The organism is Rhodospirillales bacterium, from assembly GCA_020638175.1.
Classification (GTDB): domain Bacteria; phylum Pseudomonadota; class Alphaproteobacteria; order Micavibrionales; family Micavibrionaceae; genus JACKJA01.
The window spans coordinates 83,643-102,296 of sequence record JACKJA010000002.1 but is presented as its reverse complement, the minus strand read 5'-3'; the positions used below and the strand labels follow the sequence as shown (position 1 = coordinate 102,296).

The 18,654-nt window shown below is 51.1% G+C and carries 18 protein-coding genes; 7 read left to right on the top strand and 11 right to left on the bottom strand.

Annotated elements, in window-relative coordinates; all coding sequences use genetic code 11:
- Window positions 1–79: 79 nt before the first annotated feature.
- Both H6868_00515 and H6868_00510 read left to right on the top strand, forming a co-directional pair.
- Window positions 80–1,294 carry an NADP-dependent isocitrate dehydrogenase gene (locus H6868_00515; GenBank protein ID MCB9987796.1) on the top strand — a complete coding sequence of 405 codons (1,215 nt, stop codon included), beginning with the start codon at window positions 80–82 and terminating at the stop codon, window positions 1,292–1,294.
- 5 nt (window positions 1,295–1,299) lie between these two features.
- Window positions 1,300–2,469 carry a L,D-transpeptidase family protein gene (locus tag H6868_00510; GenBank protein MCB9987795.1) on the top strand — a complete coding sequence of 390 codons (1,170 nt, stop codon included), beginning with the start codon at window positions 1,300–1,302 and terminating at the stop codon, window positions 2,467–2,469.
- 10 nt (window positions 2,470–2,479) lie between these two features.
- Here H6868_00510 and H6868_00505 read toward each other — a convergent pair whose 3' ends face one another.
- The 7 genes from H6868_00505 to H6868_00475 form a co-directional block, all read right to left on the bottom strand.
- Window positions 2,480–2,785 (bottom strand): hypothetical protein, encoded by a 306-nt coding sequence (locus H6868_00505; protein MCB9987794.1) that lies wholly within the window; start codon window positions 2,783–2,785, stop codon window positions 2,480–2,482.
- Between the two features lie 19 nt (window positions 2,786–2,804).
- Window positions 2,805–3,125, bottom strand: a complete 321-nt coding sequence (locus H6868_00500) for a 2Fe-2S iron-sulfur cluster binding domain-containing protein (GenBank protein MCB9987793.1) — start codon at window positions 3,123–3,125, stop codon at window positions 2,805–2,807.
- Window positions 3,126–3,139: 14 nt separating this feature from the next.
- Window positions 3,140–3,949, bottom strand: a complete 810-nt coding sequence (locus tag H6868_00495) for a hypothetical protein (protein ID MCB9987792.1) — start codon at window positions 3,947–3,949, stop codon at window positions 3,140–3,142.
- A gap of 70 nt (window positions 3,950–4,019) precedes the next feature.
- A complete protein-coding gene (locus H6868_00490) occupies window positions 4,020–5,057 on the bottom strand; it encodes an NAD(P)/FAD-dependent oxidoreductase (GenBank protein MCB9987791.1) in 1,038 nt (345 codons plus the stop codon).
- Window positions 5,058–5,146: 89 nt separating this feature from the next.
- On the bottom strand, window positions 5,147–6,031 hold the full coding sequence (locus H6868_00485) for a hypothetical protein (GenBank protein ID MCB9987790.1): 885 nt from the start codon (window positions 6,029–6,031) through the stop codon (window positions 5,147–5,149).
- A gap of 74 nt (window positions 6,032–6,105) precedes the next feature.
- A complete protein-coding gene (locus tag H6868_00480; GenBank protein MCB9987789.1) occupies window positions 6,106–7,137 on the bottom strand; it encodes a glycosyltransferase in 1,032 nt (343 codons plus the stop codon).
- Window positions 7,134–7,760 (bottom strand): hypothetical protein, encoded by a 627-nt coding sequence (locus H6868_00475; GenBank protein ID MCB9987788.1) that lies wholly within the window; start codon window positions 7,758–7,760, stop codon window positions 7,134–7,136. Before H6868_00475 ends, H6868_00480 begins: the two co-directional genes overlap by 4 nt.
- A 521-nt stretch (window positions 7,761–8,281) precedes the next feature.
- Between H6868_00475 and H6868_00470 the strand changes: the two genes are divergently transcribed.
- Window positions 8,282–9,436, top strand: a complete 1,155-nt coding sequence (locus H6868_00470) for an aminotransferase class I/II-fold pyridoxal phosphate-dependent enzyme (protein ID MCB9987787.1) — start codon at window positions 8,282–8,284, stop codon at window positions 9,434–9,436.
- Window positions 9,437–9,506: 70 nt separating this feature from the next.
- Here the strand turns inward: H6868_00470 and H6868_00465 are convergent, their stop codons facing one another.
- Complete coding sequence (locus H6868_00465) at window positions 9,507–12,068, bottom strand: Rne/Rng family ribonuclease (protein ID MCB9987786.1); 2,562 nt, start codon at window positions 12,066–12,068, stop codon at window positions 9,507–9,509.
- Between the two features lie 457 nt (window positions 12,069–12,525).
- Between H6868_00465 and H6868_00460 the strand changes: the two genes are divergently transcribed.
- Window positions 12,526–13,818, top strand: coding sequence for an N-acetylmuramoyl-L-alanine amidase (locus H6868_00460; protein ID MCB9987785.1), 1,293 nt, complete (start codon window positions 12,526–12,528; stop codon window positions 13,816–13,818).
- A gap of 180 nt (window positions 13,819–13,998) precedes the next feature.
- Window positions 13,999–14,190: a hypothetical protein gene (locus H6868_00455; protein ID MCB9987784.1), complete on the top strand. Its 192-nt coding sequence runs from the start codon at window positions 13,999–14,001 to the stop codon at window positions 14,188–14,190.
- A 78-nt stretch (window positions 14,191–14,268) separates the two neighbouring features.
- On the opposite strand, the gene H6868_00450 is transcribed toward H6868_00455, so the two are convergent.
- Window positions 14,269–14,535, bottom strand: a complete 267-nt coding sequence (locus H6868_00450; protein ID MCB9987783.1) for a Usg family protein — start codon at window positions 14,533–14,535, stop codon at window positions 14,269–14,271.
- A gap of 226 nt (window positions 14,536–14,761) precedes the next feature.
- Here H6868_00450 and H6868_00445 point away from each other — a divergent pair, with 226 nt between their 5' ends.
- Window positions 14,762–15,058 (top strand): co-chaperone GroES, encoded by a 297-nt coding sequence (locus tag H6868_00445; protein ID MCB9987782.1) that lies wholly within the window; start codon window positions 14,762–14,764, stop codon window positions 15,056–15,058.
- 63 nt (window positions 15,059–15,121) lie between these two features.
- Window positions 15,122–16,777: a chaperonin GroEL gene (gene groL / locus H6868_00440; protein ID MCB9987781.1), complete on the top strand. Its 1,656-nt coding sequence runs from the start codon at window positions 15,122–15,124 to the stop codon at window positions 16,775–16,777.
- Window positions 16,778–16,923: 146 nt separating this feature from the next.
- Here groL and H6868_00435 read toward each other — a convergent pair whose 3' ends face one another.
- Complete coding sequence (locus H6868_00435) at window positions 16,924–17,880, bottom strand: hypothetical protein (GenBank protein ID MCB9987780.1); 957 nt, start codon at window positions 17,878–17,880, stop codon at window positions 16,924–16,926.
- Window positions 17,864–18,562 (bottom strand): helix-turn-helix transcriptional regulator, encoded by a 699-nt coding sequence (locus H6868_00430; GenBank protein MCB9987779.1) that lies wholly within the window; start codon window positions 18,560–18,562, stop codon window positions 17,864–17,866. The genes H6868_00435 and H6868_00430 overlap by 17 nt, the downstream gene beginning before the upstream one ends.
- Between the last annotated feature and the right edge of the window lie 92 nt (window positions 18,563–18,654).

The window sequence follows — 18,654 nt, the reverse complement described above, 5'->3', positions numbered from 1 at the left end:
AATTCGTGTTTCCTTGCCGCTGATTTTCTTTACTATGGGGGATCATGCAAAGCACGTTTTTAAAAAGGGATTTGTGATTATGACCAAAATCAAAGTAGATAATCCGGTGGTGGAAATTGACGGCGACGAAATGACCCGAATTATCTGGGAGATGATCCGGGAGCGGATGATTAAGCCCTATCTGGATATTGATCTGGCGTACTACGACCTTTCGATTCAAAACCGCGATGCGACGGATGACCAGGTGACGGTTGATGCCGCCAACGCGATTAAAAAACACGGGGTCGGCGTTAAATGCGCGACCATTACCCCGGATGAAGCGCGGGTTGAAGAGTTTTCCCTGAAGAAAATGTGGAAGTCCCCGAACGGGACGATCCGGAATATCCTGAATGGCACCGTGTTCCGGGAACCTATTATTTGTTCCAACGTGCCACGCTATGTGCCGGGCTGGACGGCGCCCATGGTGATCGGGCGTCACGCGTTTGGTGACCAGTATAAGGCGACAGATTTTAAAGTGCCGGGACCGGGACGCCTGACGATGACCTATACGCCTGCCGATGGCGGCGCGCCGGTGGAATATGAGGTTTTTGATTTTCCTTCGAGCGGCGTGGCGATGGGGATGTATAATCTGGACGAGTCGATTGAGGGGTTTGCCCGCGCCTGTTTTAATTATGGTGTACAGCGCAATTACCCGGTTTACATGTCGACCAAGAATACGATCCTCAAGCAATATGACGGCCGGTTTATCGAGATTTTCCAGCGTGTTTTCGACGAAGAGTTCAAGGCTGAATTCGACAAGCGTAAGCTGTGGTATGAGCATCGCCTTATAGACGACATGGTGGCGCAGGCCGTGAAATCCAGCGGTGGCTTTGTCTGGGCGTGCAAAAATTATGACGGGGATGTGCAGTCCGATATTGTGGCACAGGGCTTTGGGTCTCTGGGGTTGATGACATCCGTGTTGCTGACGCCGGATGGAACCTGTGTCGAGGCGGAAGCGGCGCACGGCACGGTTACCCGCCATTACCGCCAGCACCAGAAGGGCGAGAAGACCTCGACCAACCCGATTGCCTCCATCTTTGCGTGGACGCGCGGGCTGCAGTATCGCGGCCAGTTTGACGGTAACCAGCCCTTGATTGATTTTGCCAAGGGGCTGGAGGATGTTTGCGTGCAAACGGTCGAAGCCGGGCACATGACCAAGGATCTGGCGCTGCTGGTGGGCGGCGATCAAAAATGGCTGACGACGGAAGAGTTCATGGATAAGATCATCGAAGGTCTGGAAGCAAGGATGGCATGATTGTTATGCGTTTTTTTCTGCCTGCTTTATTGATTATCGCTGCTTTTCCTGTCTGGGCGGCGGACGTTTATGACCGTCCTTATATCGGGGATATGAAGACTCATACGACGGTGTTTGAGGACACGTTTATCCAGATTGCCCGCGACAATAATATCGGGTTTAACGAATTGCGCAGCGCCAATCCGGATATTGATCCCTGGCTGCCGGGCGCGGATGTAAAATTGACGCTTCCGACGCGTCATATTTTGCCGGATGCCGATCATCAGGGGATCGTTATTAATTTGCCGGAAATGCGGCTTTATTATTTCAAGGATAAGAACGAGCCGCCAATCACTCATCCGCTGGGGGTTGGCCGCGAAGGTTTGGCGACGCCGACGGGAACGACCAGTATTGTCCGCAAGGTTGACGGCCCAATCTGGCGGCCGACGCCCCGGATGCGCGAAGAAAATCCGGATCTGCCGGCTGCAGTGCCGCCGGGGACTGAAAACCCGATGGGAACGCATGCGCTTTATCTGGGGTGGCCGCAATATGCCCTGCACGGTACCAACAAGCCGTATGGTATAGGGCGACGGGTTAGCAGCGGCTGTATCCGTCTTTATCCCGAAGACATCAAGACCATGTACCGGGATGTGCCGGTGGGGACCAAAGTAACCGTGATTGACCAGCCCGTTAAGCTGGCGTGGATTGACGATACGCTTTATCTGGAAGCGCACCCACGGCTCGATCAGGCAATTAAGATCGAGCAAGAGGGCGGTTTGCCGGATTACCAGTTGGGCGCTGATGAGATGAAGGCCATTATCAAAGCCGCCGGCAAAGACGAGGCTTTGCTGGATTGGCCGCTGGTTCGCAAGCTGGTTCGGGAGCGCAATGGCTATCCGGTGGCGATCGCCCATCGTCCGGTTGATAAAAAACAGACCGTGTCAGAGATCGAGGAAGAAACGCACGAGGAAGAAAAAGAGCCATCACCGACCGAAGAGAGCGAAGAGAGCGAAGATCATGATGCGCCGGCCAAGGCGCCGTCTCCCGATGTGCAGGAAGATGAAAATGAGGGCGGGGAAAGCGCTTCATCATCCGCGAAAGAAAGTAGTGACGATGAGGATATGAAAGCAGCGGCGGATGACGAAACAGAGGATGCGCCTGCATCCCAGCCGCGTTGGCGGTCTTTAAATCCCTGATATTGATTATCTAAGCCAGATGAAAATAGGCGAGAACGCTCAGGCCGTAGAGCAGCGGGCCGTAGAGGGGCAGCAGCAGTAATCCTGTGCGGTGTTTTTCGCTCGCGAAAAAATAGCCAATGCTAATTAGGGCGCAGGCCAGCCATGACCAAACACCGCCGCCGGCAAACCAGAGCTGGAATGAGCGTATGGCAATATCGGTGGGCAATTCAGGTGTCAGCCCCATGGCAACAGTCAGATTCCCCAGCAGCGGCGTTATAAAAAAACCGGCGGCGTTGATGGCTAGAAAAAGCAGGGTTTTCAAATATACAGGCATATGATTATCTTTCGTCCGTTTAATCTTTCTTGCTGCCGGGGGCCATGGTGACTTTCAGTCCGCTTAGTTCCGGGCTGGCCAGTATCTGGCAGGACAGCCGGGAATTTTCTTTCACGTCAATGGCTTCATCAAGCATATCTTCTTCTTCGTCTGTCGGCGGGTATAGCTTGTCGACCCATTGCTCATCGACATAAACATGGCATGTGGCACAGGAACAAGCCCCGCCGCATTCAGCCTTGATCGGCAATTCGTAGTCGCGGATTACTTCCATAACGCGCCAGCCTTCCAGCGCGATCAGTTCATGTTCTTCCCCGTCAAAATCGGTCACGTAAATTTTAATTTCCTGATTATCGGTCATGCTTTTTTGTTTCCTTGCATCAGCTGTCTTATACCCGCGGCCATGCCCGTCGTGGTGATCAGAACGATCAACGTGTCGGCGGCGATGTTGAATAACCCCAACGCGAATTCTGTGATAACCGGTATTTGGCTGAGGTCGTCTTTATAGGGCTGTAAAAGGGTCGAGGACACCATGACCAGTATAAAAAATATCGGGACGTAGCCAACCAGCCATGTGCCGATCATGTAGAACGAGGTTTTAAATCCCCCGAGATCGGCGGTGAATCGCCGTAAGGGATAATTGAGCGCGGCGGGGATGTAGTACCACATAAAACGAAACGCCCAGATGGAAAATATAAGCAGCATAATCGCCATGACGGCTATGCCCGGTCCCGCCGGTTCTTGCATGGCGGCAGTCTCTGATGGTGGGCCGCTTTGCTGGCCGGAGGTCAGGAACAGGGCCATTATGCCCGCCAGCAGAAACCGAATGACCGTAAATGTCAGGGTGCCGGCCATTATGCCGCGCGCCCGGCTTTCCAGCGTCTTCATGTCTTTGGTTTCGTCGCCTGTGGGGCGATAGGGCCAGCGTTGTCCTAGAAAAATCAAACGAATCACGTGGGCCAGCATCCAGCCATCGGCAAAAAACGAGGGAAGCATAACCAGCGTTTGGCGGAAAAACTGGTCCTGCCAGCCCAGCGAGAAAACGATGACGTGGCAGATCAGTTTAATCAGGACCGGCACGGCCGCCAACCGTAGCAGATAGGCACGCTCATCCCATACGGTGCGGTAACCGTTTCCGGCGGCGTCTATGATGTCAAATCCTGCCATGGCGAAGTCGTGCGATCAGTTATTAGCTCTTCGCTTTACTTTATACTGATAAGCCGTGACCGACAACCGATCACTTGTCCTTCACGCCCAGTTTTGTCTGGAGATTTGTTGAGGATGTCGTGTACTGGAACCGCAGTTTTTGATCCGGGAAGCAGTAACGGAATGCTTGCTGGGCCATCAGGGCCGCTTCATGGAAGCCGGACAGGATCAGCTTTAGCTTGCCGGGGTACCAGTTGATATCACCGATGGCGAAGACGCCGGGGGTGCTGGTTTCGAATTTCTCTGTATCGACGGGGATCAAACCTTCCGGTGTCAGTTCCAGCCCGAATTCGGCGATGGGGCCGAGCTTCATGGTCAGGCCGTAAAAGGCCATGAAGGTATCGCAAGGGATTTCGTATTCGCCTTTTTCCTTTGATTCAGCGATGACGGCTTCGATCTGGCCGTCTTTTCCTTTCAGGCCTTTCAGGTCGGCGACATGGAAATCGATTTTGCCTTCGTCGGCCAGCGCTTTCATTTTGTTGACGCTGTCAGGCGCGGCCCGGAAGTCCGGGCGACGGTGGATCAGAGCCATCGAATTTGCGATGGGTTGCAGGTTGAGCGTCCAGTCCAGCGCCGAGTCGCCGCCGCCGGCGATCAGGATGTTTTTACCCTTGAACGCGTCCATTTTGCGCACGGCATAGAAAACGGATTGGCCTTCATATTCTTCAAGGCCCGGAATATTCGGTTTTTTCGGCATAAATGTACCGCCGCCCGCGGCGATCACAACAACCGGCGCTTCCAGTACGGTGTCTTCATCGGTGGTGACGCGCCAATGGCCATTTTCCTGCTTTTCAAGGCCGGTGACCATTTGCGAGAGGTGGAAGGTCGGATCGAACGGTTTGATTTGTTCCATCAGGCGGTTGGTCAGTTCCTGGCCGTTGATGGTGGGGTAGGCCGGAATGTCATAGATCGGTTTTTCGGGGTAGAGTTCCGTACACTGGCCGCCGGGGCGGTCGAGAATGTCGATCAGGTGTGCCTTCATGTCCAGCAGGCCCAGTTCGAATACGGCGAACAGGCCCACCGGCCCGGCCCCCACGATAATAACGTCTGTTTTGATTGGATCGGTCATGACGATTTCAAAAGCCCCCTCGTGGAATCAGCAGATTTTTAATCGCCCATGGTTTAGCATAGCGGCGGGCGAAGGGCTAGGGGGTATGGTCAGGATAAATTAAGATGGCGCGTGATAGACCAGTTTGTTTTTTGACCCTCGATTTTCTGTTTAACGGGATCAATGGCTTTGTTATCAATATATTTTTTAGCAGTTTTTATCGTATTCTCGCCCTTTTTAAGCAGATGTGCGATTGGATTCCAGCGGCGCCATGGTTCAACGTTCTCGGTTGTTCCGGCAGCCAGTTTTGTGCCTTCCAATACTTCTATGGCTTTGCGTTCTTTGGGGCTTAATTTTATACCGTCCGGTCCCCCTTTGGTTTTTAACGATTCAATGAGTTCTGCTTTTGCGCTTTCGACCAGAGCGGTCATTTGGCTGTTGATGGTTCCCTTTGAAAGCCATCCGGCGTTGTCGTAACAATGAAACTCACTCCATCCTTTGTTGATAGCGGCGTGGAGGATTGCTTTTTTGAAACGTTTTTTGAGGCGTTTTGTATCGTTCTCTGTCATTTTTTGAGGATGAGAAATAGACAGATAATTCCCATGATCCCGGATAATCATTCTTTCAATCAGGCCGCGTTTATATTTTAGTTTTACGTCACCTGATTCATCCGCGGCGCCTTCCCCGGTCGTTTTTCCTGAGCGAATGCCGGCTTTTTCTTCGTCAAGTGCTTCATGATGGGCTCTGATTTGAGCGCGTTGTTTTTTCAGGCTGCGTTCAATGGCTTCATCCATTTCGTCCTGATCCGTTTTTGTTTCTATCGGATTTTTACTGATAACAATCATTGCAGGCTGTTCAATATTGCCATTGTTCACGACATCGGCGAAGGATGACCTCGCTTTATGCTCGTTCGGAATGTCACTATCTGTGTCGATACTCATCTTTGAAACTCTTACGTTTCCGGCTCTCAAGAGCCCTTTTTTACTGAATACCATATTGTGCCATAAAATATTAATAAAATGCAAATGTGATATGGCAATTAATGAGGCGTGGATCCGGGGCCGTATGATTAGCGATTCAGGATGTCCCGGTAAAAATCCAGATAGGCTTTGACGGCTTGTTCCTTTGTAAATTCGGCTTTGTAGCGTTGATAACCGTTTGCGACCAGCCGGGCCTGCAGGCTTTTATCGCCAATCATGGTGCGGATGGCTGTGGCCAAGGCTTTGCTGTCATTAATCGGGACCATCAGACCGTCTTCGCCGTCACGGACGAACTGCCGCGCGCCGTCGGCAGCGGATGTGACCAGAGGCACGCGCTGGGCCCAGGCCTGAACAAAGACCGTGCCGAACGGCTCGAAACGTGAGGGGAAAACGCAGATATCGGCGGCCTGAAACAGTGCCGCGCGGTCGTCCCGCCAGCCCAGAAGTTTTACCCGGTTTTGCAAGTTTAAGCGGCTAATTTGTGCTTCGAGTTTTTCCCGGTCCGGGCCTTCACCGGCGATCCATAGGCAGGCATCCGGCACGTCCACCATGGCTGTGATTAACGTATCGAAGGCCTTGGCGTCATGCAGGCGCCCGAGCGCGAGGAGCAGCGGCGCGTCATCCGGGGTATCAAAAGCGGAGCGCTGAACCGGTGTGACGCTTTCTTCGGTTTCGGCAAAATTGTTGATATGCCTGACTTTATCGGGGGCGACGCCGTTTTCGATCAGGTAATCGCGGATGGCCGGCGTGATGGTAGTAAAGTAATCGCTGTGCCGGAAATTTTTCATTTTGTAGTTATTGCCGAGTCTTGAGACAACAGGGATGTTTCCATGGTTTACCGGGATTTTAGCAGCGGCCCGGCCCATCCATGTCTGGATGATGTCCGGTTTGATTTTTCGCATTAAACGGCCCAGTTGCCAAGGGGTATACAGATCAATACTGCCGCCAAAAGGCAGGGTGTAGACCGGGATTCCCGCATTAACCAGCCGCCGGTTGCGGGGGTTGGGGCGGGTGGCGAGGGTTATATCTTCCCCGGCTTCCTTCAGAGCCACGCACATATCAATGCAGGCGGTTTCCGCTCCGCCGTGACGGCCCCCGGCCATGACCTGTAAAATTTTCATTTTTCTGTGGCGGCTTCGGCGTTTTCTTTGCTGGTATCCACGAACGGAGGACTGGGCACATCCCATGCCATCCCGTCCAGAAGATCTTCGATCTGTTTTTGGGTTTCATCCATGGATTTCAGGAGTGTTTCACAGGCGGCTTTGTCGCTGACCGGTGTTTTTTCAATTTGCTCGTTTGCGTAATTGGCGGCCTTGTCGATCTGGTCGAGATAAAGCTTCACATCTTTGGGGTGTGCGAACCGTTTCTTGATTTCCTTGTCGAGTGTTTTTTGCTGTTTTTCCGTAGCGGCGCTCAGGGCTTTTTCCCATTCTTTGTGGCGTGCGGTTATTTTATCCGCCATGTCCGTATTTTCTTCGGCGCAGGCGGCTACGGCGTTTTTAACATCTGTGCGCGCAATGCCCGTTGCCCGGATCATGCCGAAATTGTCCTTGATGACGACGAAATTGTTTACTTCCTCTTCGGTCATGGTTTCGGCAAGTTTTTGTGCCATTTCAGGAATTTTTTCACCGTAGGGATTAGCCGCTATGTCCGGTTTTTCGGCTGACGGCTTCGCTGTTTCTTCTGCAAGGGCGGGCGCAACCGTGAATAAAAGCAAGGCGACACAAAGGGAAAAAATACGCATAAGATTTAAACTCCTCATTTTATAATATTCTTTATTGTAGCGTTTCTGGCGATCGTCATACAGCAAAAAAAGCCGCCGGGGTTACCGGCGGCCAAGGGGGGACAATAAACTTCATCTGTTTTCTAATTCCTCCGGGCTTTGGTTCCTGCGGGGGCGGCCCGGATCAGATGGCAGATGAAAAGGAAAGAGGACTTCCAAAAACTTTTTAACCTTTAAATCTGTTTTTTATTTTTTTTTGCTTCACTCCTGTGGCGGTATCTTGTGCTTTTTTCTCTATGACTGCCCAGTCATTGTTTACATATACAATTTTAACAAAATAAGAGTAAAGACGATGTAAAAAATAAATACAATTTTATATATAAATTTTATTTTATTTGTATCTAGATAGATAAAATTTTATATAAATTGTTGTTACTTGTTTTTTACTTTATTTATCAGAGGGTTGTTTTTTATCTAAAACGCTTGCAAAAGCTTTCCGGTTATGGCGTTTTATCAGCCGTAATTCATTCAGGTAAAAAATCATGGCTTTAAAATTATCAAAAAGATCAGAAATCCCTCTTTTCCGGGCATTGGACCTGTTGCGGGAGGTAAATGAGCGCAAGGCGGATGGCGAGGATGTCATTAGTCTGGCGCCCGGTCAGCCGAGTGACGGTGCGCCGCCGGAAGCTCTGAAATACGCGCAGGAGGTGATCGCCAACGATCCGCGTCAGGGCTATACCGAGGCCATGGGCATGCCGCTTTTACGCGACCGGATTGCCGTGTGGTATCGCGACCAGTATGGCGTTGATCTGGATTATCGCCGGATTGCCATTACTGTGGGCGCGTCTGCCGGGTTTATCCTGTCGTTCCTGAGTGCTTTTGAAGTTGGGGACAAGGTTGCGATGGCGGCGCCCGGCTATCCGGCCTACCGGAATATCCTGAAGGCTCTGGGGTTGCAGGCGGTCGAGATTGAAACCAGTGCCGAAACAGACTATCAGCCGACCCGTGCGCATCTGGAAGCGCTGGGCACCAAAATCGACGGGATTATTATTGCCAGCCCGTGTAATCCGGCCGGGACGGTGATTGCGCCGGACAAGCTTGAAGAGATTGTTGCATGGTGTAAGGAAAACGGCGTGCGGATTATTTCCGACGAGCTGTACCAGCATCTTACATTTACCGGGAAGCCTGCGGAAACGGTTTTGCGTTATACGAACGATGCCGTGGTGCTGAACAGCTTTTCCAAATATTTTGCCCTGACCGGCTGGCGTTTGGGCTGGATGGTGGTGCCCGAAGATATGGCCGACCGGGTTAAATGCCTGTCGGAAAGCCTGTTCGTGTCGCCGCCGACCTTGTCCCAGCATGTGGCTTACAAGGTGTTCGACCATACGGATGTTCTGGACGGGTATGTCGCGCGCTATCAAAAGAATCTCGATATCCTGAAGGCAGAGCTGCCGAAGGCCGGGTTTACGAAGCTGTCCAACACCAAGGGCGCGTTTTATACCTATGCCGATGTCAGCGATCTGACCGATAATTCGGAAGAATTCTGCCGCCGGATGCTGGATGAAACCGGCGTGGCGATGACGCCGGGAACGGATTTTGATTTACGCCGCGGATTGCAAACCGTCCGTATTACCTTTGCCGGGGCGACAGAAGATATAACCGAGGCATGCCGCCGTTTACAGGCATGGCGTAAGTAACATAGCTTTACAGAAGAAAAGAAAGAGGGGCCGACAAGCCCCTCTTTTTACATCCGAATGAATTACTGTTTTATTCAACCAGCTTGTTCCACCAGCCTTTTTTCTTCTTATCCGGTGCCTGATTGACTGTTTCGTATTCTTTGGGCGCTGGCGGGGCGCTGTCATTTGACGGTTCACTTTTCTTGGCCGATTTGCGGGGCGCTGCCGCTTTTTTAACGGGTTTGCTTTCTTCCGCTTTTTCAGCTTTTTCTTCGGTTACCTCGACTGTGTCGGCTTTTTTGGCACGAGAAGACGGTTTGCGGCCTTTGGCGGCTGGTTTTTTCTCTTTGCCCTGTGCCGTATCATCGGTTTTGTCCGTCGCGGCTTTTTCGGCAGGCGTTTCCGCAGCTGCTTTTACGCTATCTTCCTTGTCCGTGTTTTTTGACGGCTTATGGTCCCGTGCCTTGGGTTTTTCTTCTTTGGGTTCGGCGGTGCTTTCTGTCTTTTCGGACGTTTCGTTTCCATCCGATTCTTCGTTTTGAGGGGCGTCATTGCCCGGATTGTTATTCCGGCGGCGCCCGCCCCGACGTCCGCGGCGGCGATTGCTCTTCCGGTTTTGGCCGTCATCTTGTTCGTCGTCGGCTGCTGCCGGCGTTGCCGGTGCTGAAGATCCTGCAGAAGACGATGTATCGCTGTCTTCTTCGTCTTCGTCATCGCCGCCTTTGCCGATGGCCCGGATCATTTCAATGCGCGAGCTTTTGGCGGACAGTGTATCGTCAACCTTGATAAGGACGCTAAAGCCGTAGCGTTGTTCAATATCGCCGAGGATGTCGCGTTTGTTGTTCAGAATGTAAAGTGCGACTTCGTTGGGGATGAACAGGGCTACTTGCGAGGCGCGCGCTTTAATCCCCTCATCTTCCAGAGAGCGCAGCGCCATAATAGCGGCGGAGTCGACTGTCGGGACCGTCCCTGTGCCCTCACAATGCGGGCAGCGCTGGTACTGGGATTCGTTCAATGACGGGTTCAGGCGCTGGCGCGAGAGTTCCATCAAACCGAAGGACGATATCCGGCCAATCTGGATGCGGGCGCGGTCCGTCGACAGTGCTTCTTTCAGGCGTTGTTCAACCTTACGGTTGTTGCGGCGGTCTTCCATGTCGATAAAGTCGATCACAACCAATCCGCCCAAGTCACGCAGCCGCAACTGCCGGGCGACTTCGTCAGCCGCTTCGAGGTTGGTTTTTAGGGCTGTTTCCTCAATATGGCGCTCCTTTGTGGCGCGCCCGGAGTTCACATCGACGGCTACCAGCGCTTCGGTCTGGTTGATAATCAGATATCCCCCGGATTTCAGTGTGGCTTCCGGCGAGTTCATACCGGCGATCTGGTTTTCAACCTGATAGCGGTGGAACAGCGGAAATTTGTCATCTTCGTATTTGACGACCCGTTTGGCATGCGAGGGGATCATCATTTTCATGAAATTGCGAGCGGTTTCAAAACCGTCTTCCCCGGCAACCAGAACTTCCTCGATGTCGCGGGTGTAAATATCCCGGATCGAACGGCGTACCAGATGGCCTTCTTCGTGGACCAACGCCGGCGCCGTGGATTTAAGGGTCAGTTCACGGATGTCGTTCCACAAGCGGGTCAAGTAATCAAGGTCACGCTTGATTTCCGGCTTGGTGCGCTCGACACCGGCCGTGCGCATGATAACGGACATACCGTCCGGGATTTGCAGATCGGACAGGACGTCCCGCATGCGTTTGCGGTCTTTGTAGTTGGCAATTTTCCGGCTGACGCCACCGCCGCGCGGGCTATTGGGCATCAGGACACAGTAGCGGCCCGGCAGGGACAGATATGTCGTTACCGCTGCGCCTTTGTTTCCGCGTTCTTCTTTGGAAACCTGGATCAGCATGATCTGGCCGCGTTTGACGACTTCCTGAATTTTGTAATGTTTTTTCAGCGATGGCCGTAACGGGCGGTCGCCTTCAACGTTGTCGCCACCGACCACTTCAACCCGGCGGCTATCGGCGGCCATACGGTGGCGGCCCCGACCCCGACCCCGGTAATTGTTCCGGCCCCGGCGTCCGCGGCGGCCCTGATCTCGTCTTTGATTGTCGTCGGTTTCATCGCCTTCGCCCTTGCCTTCGCTTTCCGCGGCGGCTGAGTCATCAGCTTCATCGTTATCAGTGTCATCGTCGGCATTGTTGTCGTCGTTGTCACCTCGTTCCGATGCATCATCATTATCCCTGCCACCGACTTCTTCCAGCTCCGGCAGATCATCATCGTGATCGGATGTTTCTGAATCTTCGTTTTTCATCGCGGCTTCTTCGGCGGCTTCCGCTTCGGCTTCCGCAGCTTCCATGGCTTCCATGGCGGCTTGCTGTTCGGCAATCAAGGCTTCCCGGTCAGCGATCGGAATGCGGAAGTAATCGGGGTGAATTTCGGAAAAAGGCAGAAAGCCGTGGCGGTTACCGCCAAAGTTAACAAAGGCGGCCTGGAGCGACGGTTCAACCCGCGTCACTTTTGCCAGAAATATACTGCCTTTGAGTTGTTTGCGAACCTGACTTTCGTAGTCGTATTCAATCAGGCGTTTGTCATCGACGACGGCAACCCGTGTTTCTTCGGAATGGGTTGCGTCGATCAGCATTTTTTTTGTCATTTTATAAATCTCCATGGACGCCGCAGCCTGACCCTCTGCAAGCGACCATGCAGAACGGGTGGCGCAAGGCATCATTGTTCCTTACACTCAGTTCAAAACTCCGGCCGATAATACTACGGATGTTCGCAACGGTTGATATTCGGTTCGAACAGGCCAATATCGGCTGCGGAAGGTCAAACTGTGCCTTCCTATGGTACCGTTGCGTCTAGCGAAACCTTATAAAATTCTGCGAAAATTCTTCGCTCTGCATAGCCACAACGGGTCGCTTTTTGCACAATACAAATTGTTGGCCGGGCCGTCCACTAAAAAATGGACAAGGACACAAAAGATTTGGAAGATGTTAAAGTGAGGTGAGCGTGCCTCAGGTTTTACTGATCTGTAAAGTATGATAAGAAAGAATGTTGGGACTTAATAGGGCTGCGGGAAGACTGATTTGTTGAAATCGTACGGACGTTTTATGGCTGGTCTGCTATTGACGGTCACTTTGCTGATGGCGGGGTGGCCGGCCAGTGCGCGGGCGCTGAGTATCGACGGTATCCGTTTCGGCGCGCATCCGGATAAAACGCGTCTGGTCGTTGACCTGAGCGAAAAAACAGATTTTCGCGCTTTCGTTTTGGCCGATCCCTACCGGATGGTTGTCGATTTGCCGGACTTTGACTGGCAGGCCGGGGCGATCGCCAAGCCTGTCGGCGGCGCGGTCAAGGATGTTCGTCAGGGGCGCTTAAAGCCGGGAGTTTCCCGCATAGTCGTTGATATGGCGGGGCCGGTTGTGATTCGCTCGGCATTTATTTTGCCACAGGACAGGGATCATCCGCATCGGCTGGTTCTCGATTTTTCATCTGCGAATCAGGATGAATTCCTGCAATATAAAGGCCGGTTGCTGGGCAATCTGGATGTCGATAATGTCACGCCGGTGATGGCCAGCAATATGGCTGTTTCTTCCATGCCCCAAGAAGCCGGCAATCAGGCGCAAAAGACGATCAAAACGGCGGGGGGGATGATTGTTCCGCCGCACAAGCCGCCTTTGCCGGACGGCATACCGCCCCGTACAGAAAAACCGATTATCGTTATTGATCCCGGTCATGGCGGCACTGATCCCGGCGCGGTCGGTGCCAATGGCGTGTTCGAAAAGCATGTGACGCTGGCCATGGCCAAAGAGCTAAAACGCCAATTAGAGGCGACCGGACGGTATACCGTTCACCTGACCCGCGATACGGATACCTATATTCGCCTTCACAAGCGCGTGGCGTATGCCCGGAAAAGGAATGCCGATCTGTTTGTTTCCCTGCATGCGGATTCCATCGACAAGTCAAATGTTCGCGGCGCTTCGATTTATACGCTGTCGGAGAAAGCCTCGGATGCCCAGACTGAACGGCTGGCGGCGCGGGAAAACCGGGCAGACCTGATTGCCGGGGTTGATTTGAGCGTCGAAGATGAAACGGTGGCCAGTATCCTGGTTGATCTGGCGATGCGCGATACGATGAACCAGTCAAAATTCCTGGCCAATACCATGGTGGTGACCATGAAAAGCAGCAGTGTTAAAACGCTCGAAAACCCGCATCGTTATGCCGGATTTGCGGTGCTGAAGGCACCGGATATTCCTTCTGTCCTTGTGGAGATGGGCTTTATGTCCAACAGGCAGGAGGCGCAGATGTTGAACCAGACTGATTACCGGCGGAAAATTGCAGGTTCCCTCCGGGAAGGGATTGAGGCATACTTTCGGAAGGTACAGAAAAATAACAATACCTGATTTAAGAAAAAGCTGAAAAAAAAGAAAAAAATTGAAAAAACAGTGTGCAATGTTCTTTGTGTTGTCTATATATGTGTGTATAAAGGAATAGGTTTTGCTCTTCAGCGTATGCAGAGCATAGTTGGTTTGTTCCGTAATTTAATCTTTGATTGAAGAAAGAGAGCTAAAATGAAAAAGATTATGACAGTATGTATGATTGGTGCCGCAATGGCCGTGTCTGCTTGTGCAGCAAATGGCGATGACGTTGATTACAGCTACGAGCGTCAAGCTCCTTACGCTGATGAGCGTACGGCAACGTCTATGGAAGCACCGGCTCCGGTTGTTGAGACCCATAAAGCTGAGCGCGTGTTCGAATCTGCACAACGCAAATAAGCGTTTGTACAGACAGATAAGATTACAAAAGGCCGCCCTTTGGGGCGGCTTTTTCGTTTTCAGACGGGGGGCTGGGCGTTACTGGAGTGTGACTTCATAATCGTGGAAACCGAAATCGGATGGCGTTATGATTTTTTTGCTGGCGACATAAACTGAGTGAATGGAGCCTTCGATCTCTTTCTTCCAGAAATTCAAGAAGTTATGAAGTTCCGGGAATTTTGGAGCGATATCATAGTTTTGCCATATGAAGGATTGCAGGAAATCCGGGTAATCCGGTAGGCGATAGATGATCTCCGCCGTTGTCAGGCGGTAGTTTTCCATGATTTGCCTATTAAAATCAGCCATCTATGCAAAAACCTTCTGTTTCACCAGTTATAATGATAGCACGAATTTGGTTTCAAAAGTTTTAAGGTTGCCCGGTTTAAGTCTCGTGTTCCTATGGGAAAAGACTTGAAATCCCCGCAACTGTGCTTTAAATGACTCTCGGCCATAAGATAGAGGCGCCTGAATTTGGGCTTCTGGAAAATGGTCATTGTGTTTTAACCAAGAAAAAATCCAAGGAGAAACCAAAATGAAATTTCGTCCTTTGCATGATCGTGTGCTTCTGCGCCGTGTGGAGATCGATGAGAAGACCCCTGGGGGCATCATCATTCCAGATACGGTTAAAGAAAAACCTATGGAAGGTGAAATTGTCGCTGTGGGTTCCGGCGCACGTGATGAGAGCGGGAAAGTTGTTCCGCTGGATGTCAAAGCCGGCGACCGCGTTCTGTTTTCCAAATGGTCCGGCACGGAAGTCACCATTGACGGTGAAGAGATGCTGGTTATGAAGGAAAGCGACATTATGGGTGTAATCGAGGCTGCTGCTTAGTTTTAAGGGTTTGCCTGAAACGAAGATTACAAATGCCAATTTTAAAGAAAAGGAAGAACTCAGATGAGTGCTAAACAAGTTAAATTTCATGAAGATGCCCGCAAGCGTATGCTGGCCGGTGTCAATGTTCTGGCTGATGCTGTGAAGGTCACGTTGGGTCCCAAGGGCCGGAATGTGATTTTGGATAAGTCCTTTGGCGCGCCGCGTATCACGAAAGATGGTGTGACCGTTGCCAAGGAAATCCAGCTGGAAGACAAATTTGAAAACATGGGCGCGCAACTGGTTTGCGAAGCGGCCAAGAAACAAAACGATCTGGCCGGTGACGGTACGACCACGACGACGGTTTTGGCGCAGGCCATGGTTCGTGAAGGTGTGAAGGCTGTGGCTGCGGGGATGAACCCGATGGACCTGAAACGCGGGATTGACCGCGCTGTGGAAGCCGTGGTTGCCAGCATCGAAGAGCGGGCCAAAAAGGTCAAAACCAACGATGAGATCAAACAGGTCGGCACTATTTCCGCCAATGGCGATTCCGAAATCGGCGCTATGCTGGCGGAAGCCATGGAAAAAGTCGGTAAGGAAGGCGTGATTACGGTTGAAGAAGCCAAATCGCTGTCTAACGAGCTGAACGTGGTGGAAGGTATGCAGTTTGACCGTGGTTACCTGTCGCCTTACTTCATCACCGATGCCGACAAGATGGTTTGCAATCTCGAAAACCCTTATATCTTGCTGCATGAATCCAAACTGTCGAACCTGCAGGCGATGCTGCCGATTTTGGAAGCTGTGGTTCAGAGCGGTCGCCCGCTTCTGATTATTGCTGAAGACATCGAAGGCGAAGCGCTGGCGACTCTCGTGGTCAACAAGCTGCGCGGCGGCCTGAAGGTTGCGGCTGTGAAAGCGCCGGGCTTTGGCGATCGCCGGAAAGCGATGCTGGAAGACATGGCGACTCTGACCGGTGGTCAGGTGATTTCCGAAGATATCGGGATCAAGCTGGAAAACGTGACCGTGGATATGCTGGGTACGGCCAAGAAAGTGGCTATTACCAAGGATGAAACCACGATCGTTGATGGTGCCGGTGACAAAGGCGATATCAATTCCCGCGTTGCCCAGATCAAGGCGCAAATCGAAGAAACGTCTTCTGATTACGACAAGGAAAAACTGCAAGAGCGTTTGGCTAAACTGGCCGGCGGTGTGGCTGTTATCCGTGTCGGCGGGGCGACGGAAGTCGAAGTGAAAGAGCGTAAAGACCGCGTTGACGATGCCATGCATGCAACCCGCGCGGCTGTCGAAGAAGGCATTGTGGCCGGTGGCGGCTCTGCGTTGTTGTTCTCGACGAACGCGCTGGCAAAGCTGAAAGGCGACAATAACGACCAGCAGGTCGGGATTGATATTGTGCGCCGGGCCTTGCAGGCACCTGTTCGCCAGATTGCTGAAAATGCCGGGGTCGAAGGTTCGATCGTGGTCGGCAAATTGCTGGAAAAGAACGAGGCTGATTTCGGTTATAACGCCCAGAGCGGCGAGTACTGCGATCTGGTCAAGGACGGCGTGATCGATCCGGCTAAAGTTGTACGGACGGCTTTGCAGGATGCGGCCTCTGTTGCTGGTCTGCTGATTACCACCGAAGCCATGGTTACCGATGCACCGGATGATAAATCTTCTTCCGCCGGCAGCATGGGTGACATGGGCGGCATGGGTGGTATGGGCGGCATGGGGATGATGTAAGCCCGGCGCTGCCCCTGATCCGGGCACGGGCGTTGTCAAACATCGGCTCACGTAGGTTTCAACTACGCTTCGCCTTGTTTTTCTAGCCGTGCCCGGCCAGTGTTGCGCCGCTACTTTTAGATACAAATAACGAAAAGCCGTCTGGATCAGGCGGCTTTTTTTGTTCTTGTTGTTCTTTGTATGCGTTGTTCCCATTCAGCTGAGGCTTGTATCAGCGCATTGCGGAGTTCTTGGTGATGTTGGGATCCTTCCAAGCTATACGATTTTGAGAGGATATCGACTATTTCTTTTGGGTTTGAAATGTGAATACCCTTTTTTTCCCAATTTTCGCAATTTTTAGGAGTTGGGAAAGTATAATAATTGCTTTCGCCAGCCTGTGCACTCTGTTCGAGGACTGATTTATGATCTCCTGATTTTATTGCCTTGATTATGCAGGACGTTGCATATGTATGCGATTCAAAAAATATTTTTAAAAAAGATGATTGTTTGTCTATAGGGAACCTTTCTGAGCATATGATTGGACCCGTATCTATTCCTTCATCGACATGATGAAGGGTTACTCCTGTTTCTTTTTCATCGTTAGCCATTGCCCATAATTGAGGAAATACTCCTCTGTATTCAGGGAGTATTCCTGTATGAAGATTCCATAGAAATTTACCACTATTTTTGATGGCGGCTATAGTATGCGGCTTGAATATTTGCAGGTTCCTTATGGATATGCAGCCTATAATTTCTTTGTCTTTACATACTTTTTCATGTTCTGTGGGTTCGTTAAAATTTTCAATGTGTGTGACTTCCGTACTATATAAATCTGCTATTTGTTTATAGCTATAAGCAATATCTGTGTACGGGGTTTTGTCTTCGTTTAAAAGTGTAGGTTTACTCTCTAAAAAAGGGAATAGAACAGAGCTGCCAATAGTATGGTCGTAAAATCCAAAATTTTGAAGTTTGCCTATTTGTGCACTTTTCGGGACATGCGGATGTAAGATGTAAATGACCGGCGTAAGATTAAGTTTCAACAGTTCAGGGAACAGTTTTGAAACAATAAGGTTTCCTGAAATATTGTTATTGATTAGTAGTGCAATTTTACTCTTCTTCATCATCTTTTTTTATGTTTCTGATATCTTTTTTGGGATCAATTTTGGCTTTTGTTGTGACGCTGTCCCAGCTGATTTGGAAAAGAGTTTTGAATCCCTCAGAAAATTTCTGATGGTCGAGAACCCATATTTCAATGTCGTTTTCTCTGAAATCCAAGAAAGCTAGCTTGTTGCCGTAACAATAAAAGGATCTCTCATCAAACATACCCTCGGGGATCCATCTGTATTCAATGAACCTTTGCCCAATTAATGCGTCGTCACTTTGTTTTGCTATTGTTCTGAAGTTGTATCTGTCTTTAATATCGACCATTCTTTCAGCGTGCATCAAGCACCATTCCTGCCCCAAAAGATTTAGCCAGTTTTCTGGGCGAGCATTGAACAGGCAAATTTCCCCGCCTTCGTCACGAGCTGTTTCGTAGACATCATCCATAAAATCCCGGAATCCATCCTGTCCGCGATATGTTTTGACTTCTCCTGTGCGCTGGCGCAGACCGGTATCACCCAAAAACTCGATATCGGCGCGGTCAAAGGCGGCGTTTATCTTTTCCATGGTGGCGGCATTCGGGCTGTTGGTGCCGTTTTCAAGGCGCGCAATTCCCGTCTGTGACAGACCCGCATGATCGGCGAGGTCGGTCTGGCTCCATCCCAAAAGGGCGCGGGCGGCGCGGATTTGCGCGATTGTAGGCATCTGGTTCCCTTATTTATCGTCTAAGTTATTGTTATTATGTAAATAATTGTTCGTATCTCTATTCTTTCTATAGCAAGCTTAAAATCGATTGT

What these genes read in the sequence shown, in the direction of transcription:
- H6868_00515 (MCB9987796.1), top strand. Translation starts at nt 80, where the DNA reads ATGACCAAAATCAAAGTAGATAATCCGGTGGTGGAAATTGACGGCGAC.
- H6868_00510 (MCB9987795.1), top strand. Translation starts at nt 1,300, where the DNA reads ATGCGTTTTTTTCTGCCTGCTTTATTGATTATCGCTGCTTTTCCTGTC.
- H6868_00505 (MCB9987794.1), bottom strand. Translation starts at nt 2,785, where the DNA reads ATGCCTGTATATTTGAAAACCCTGCTTTTTCTAGCCATCAACGCCGCC.
- H6868_00495 (MCB9987792.1), bottom strand. Translation starts at nt 3,949, where the DNA reads ATGGCAGGATTTGACATCATAGACGCCGCCGGAAACGGTTACCGCACC.
- H6868_00490 (MCB9987791.1), bottom strand. Translation starts at nt 5,057, where the DNA reads ATGACCGATCCAATCAAAACAGACGTTATTATCGTGGGGGCCGGGCCG.
- H6868_00485 (MCB9987790.1), bottom strand. Translation starts at nt 6,031, where the DNA reads ATGGTATTCAGTAAAAAAGGGCTCTTGAGAGCCGGAAACGTAAGAGTT.
- H6868_00480 (MCB9987789.1), bottom strand. Translation starts at nt 7,137, where the DNA reads ATGAAAATTTTACAGGTCATGGCCGGGGGCCGTCACGGCGGAGCGGAA.
- H6868_00475 (MCB9987788.1), bottom strand. Translation starts at nt 7,760, where the DNA reads ATGCGTATTTTTTCCCTTTGTGTCGCCTTGCTTTTATTCACGGTTGCG.
- H6868_00470 (MCB9987787.1), top strand. Translation starts at nt 8,282, where the DNA reads ATGGCTTTAAAATTATCAAAAAGATCAGAAATCCCTCTTTTCCGGGCA.
- H6868_00465 (MCB9987786.1), bottom strand. Translation starts at nt 12,068, where the DNA reads ATGACAAAAAAAATGCTGATCGACGCAACCCATTCCGAAGAAACACGG.
- H6868_00460 (MCB9987785.1), top strand. Translation starts at nt 12,526, where the DNA reads ATGGCTGGTCTGCTATTGACGGTCACTTTGCTGATGGCGGGGTGGCCG.
- H6868_00455 (MCB9987784.1), top strand. Translation starts at nt 13,999, where the DNA reads ATGACAGTATGTATGATTGGTGCCGCAATGGCCGTGTCTGCTTGTGCA.
- H6868_00450 (MCB9987783.1), bottom strand. Translation starts at nt 14,535, where the DNA reads ATGGCTGATTTTAATAGGCAAATCATGGAAAACTACCGCCTGACAACG.
- H6868_00445 (MCB9987782.1), top strand. Translation starts at nt 14,762, where the DNA reads ATGAAATTTCGTCCTTTGCATGATCGTGTGCTTCTGCGCCGTGTGGAG.
- groL (MCB9987781.1), top strand. Translation starts at nt 15,122, where the DNA reads ATGAGTGCTAAACAAGTTAAATTTCATGAAGATGCCCGCAAGCGTATG.
- H6868_00435 (MCB9987780.1), bottom strand. Translation starts at nt 17,880, where the DNA reads ATGATGAAGAAGAGTAAAATTGCACTACTAATCAATAACAATATTTCA.
- H6868_00430 (MCB9987779.1), bottom strand. Translation starts at nt 18,562, where the DNA reads ATGCCTACAATCGCGCAAATCCGCGCCGCCCGCGCCCTTTTGGGATGG.